The following is an 890-nucleotide window of genomic DNA, read 5'->3' as shown; positions in this document are numbered from 1 at the left end:
GTTTGTGAACGCTAAGTTACAGAAAAACAACAGATTAATTGCGCTATGTGAGTGCTGGTTAAGGTTTGTACGCTTGACCTTGATGGACGCAGGGAAATTGACTGCTTATAGTGAGCCAAACTCAAATCCACACCGTGTCTGGTTGGATGTGAGTGATGCAAAATAACTAGAGATACGGATATGAAACAAAAGCAGCTGATAGAAGAATTTAAAACGATAGTCGGGGAAGAGAATGTCCTGACCGATCAGGTTAAAACCAAATACTACCGCTCAGGTTTTCGCTCTGGTAGTGGTACAGCGCTTGCCGTCGTGTTTCCTAACACTTTGTTAGAGCAATGGAAGATCATTAAACAGTGTGTCGAGGCGAACTGCATCATCATCATGCAGGCTGCGAAAACAGGTCTCACAGAAGGCTCTGCACCAAGTGGTAACGACTATGACCGCGATGTCGTGGTGATCAACATTACCAAAATCAAAAAAATTCACCTGCTGGATGGTGGCAAACAGGCGGTGTGCTTACCCGGTGCAAGTCTACATTCACTAGAAAAAGAACTCAGAGCCGTTAACCGCGCGCCGCATTCTATTATTGGATCTTCATCGCTAGGTGCGACAGTTGTCGGTGGCATTGCCAATAACTCAGGCGGTGCGTTAGTGAAACGCGGTCCGGCGTATACTGAGCTTGCCATCTACGCGCAGGTCGATAAGCAGGGCAACCTCCATCTGGTTAACCATCTTGGTATTGATGGCTTGGGTGAGACGCCGGAAGAAATTCTTCACAATCTGCAAGAAGGTAATTTCGACGAAAGCAAGATCGTTCACGATGAGCGCATGGCATCAGACAAAGAATATGATGATCGAGTTCGTGACGTAACGTCTGACATTCCTTCACA

General features: G+C 46.5%; 1 protein-coding gene. It reads left to right on the top strand.

What is annotated here, in order from left to right; genetic code table 11:
* Positions 1-180: 180 nt before the first annotated feature.
* Positions 181-890 (top strand): FAD-binding protein (locus R7O13_RS25240; protein WP_318304991.1); only part of this gene is annotated, 710 nt, incomplete at its 3' end.

It is taken from the genome of Vibrio sp. Y176 (genome assembly GCF_033438945.1).
This window is presented reverse-complemented; position numbering and strand designations above follow the sequence as displayed.